Here is a 678-nt window from a genome sequence, read left to right on the forward strand (position 1 = left end):
GGCGGGCTTTCATCGGGGCATCCTCCGGTTAGCGCTACCGGGAAAGCATAGGCAATCCTGCCGCACGGTGCCCTTCGAGCGCCGCTGGTGGCTCAGCGGCTCGCGACCGGCGCATTGCCGCGCCGCCAGCACGCACCGGCCGGCTTGTGTAGCCAGGGCGCGAGCAGGCGGGTCGACAGCGGGATGAACAGGTACGTCATCAACGGGGTCAGCGCCAGGGTGCTGAGCAGGATGCGCAGCGTCAGCGGCAATTCGCTCAGGACACCGCCGAACAGCGCGTGGAACAGCAGCGAGACGGGAAAGAACGCCAGCCAGATCGCCACGCTCTGTTTCCAGCGCGGCGGCAGGCGGTCGTCATTGCCGAACCAGGCGTCGATACCGCGGGCGCGGTGCTCGTGGGGCTGGACAAAGAGTTCGCCGCCGCGTTGCAGCCAGGTGCGGCGCGAGGCCGAATGCTCCCAGGCGTCGAGGGTCGGTTCGTCGACGAAGCGAAAGACCATCTGGTATTCATCGCCGCCCGGCGGCGGGGCGAGCACGCCGGAGCCGAGGTAGCCGGGAAAGTCGGCGGCCAGCTGTTCGCCTTCGTGCAGCCAGGCGAGGAAATCGTGATAGCGGCCGTCGCGCACGCGGCGGGCCACCATCAGGGTGACGGGTTCGGTAGACATCGTGTATCTCCAG

Annotated in this window: 1 protein-coding gene; it reads right to left on the reverse strand. The window is 68.3% G+C overall.

From position 1 onward, the window contains the following. Window positions 1–92 precede the first annotated feature (92 nt). Window positions 93–665 carry an antibiotic biosynthesis monooxygenase gene (locus tag BAY1663_RS22845; protein WP_037045470.1) on the reverse strand — a complete coding sequence of 191 codons (573 nt, stop codon included), beginning with the start codon at window positions 663–665 and terminating at the stop codon, window positions 93–95. Between the last annotated feature and the right edge of the window lie 13 nt (window positions 666–678).

The organism is Pseudomonas sp. BAY1663 (genome assembly GCF_000582595.1).
GTDB lineage: Bacteria > Pseudomonadota > Gammaproteobacteria > Pseudomonadales > Pseudomonadaceae > Stutzerimonas > Stutzerimonas stutzeri_AF.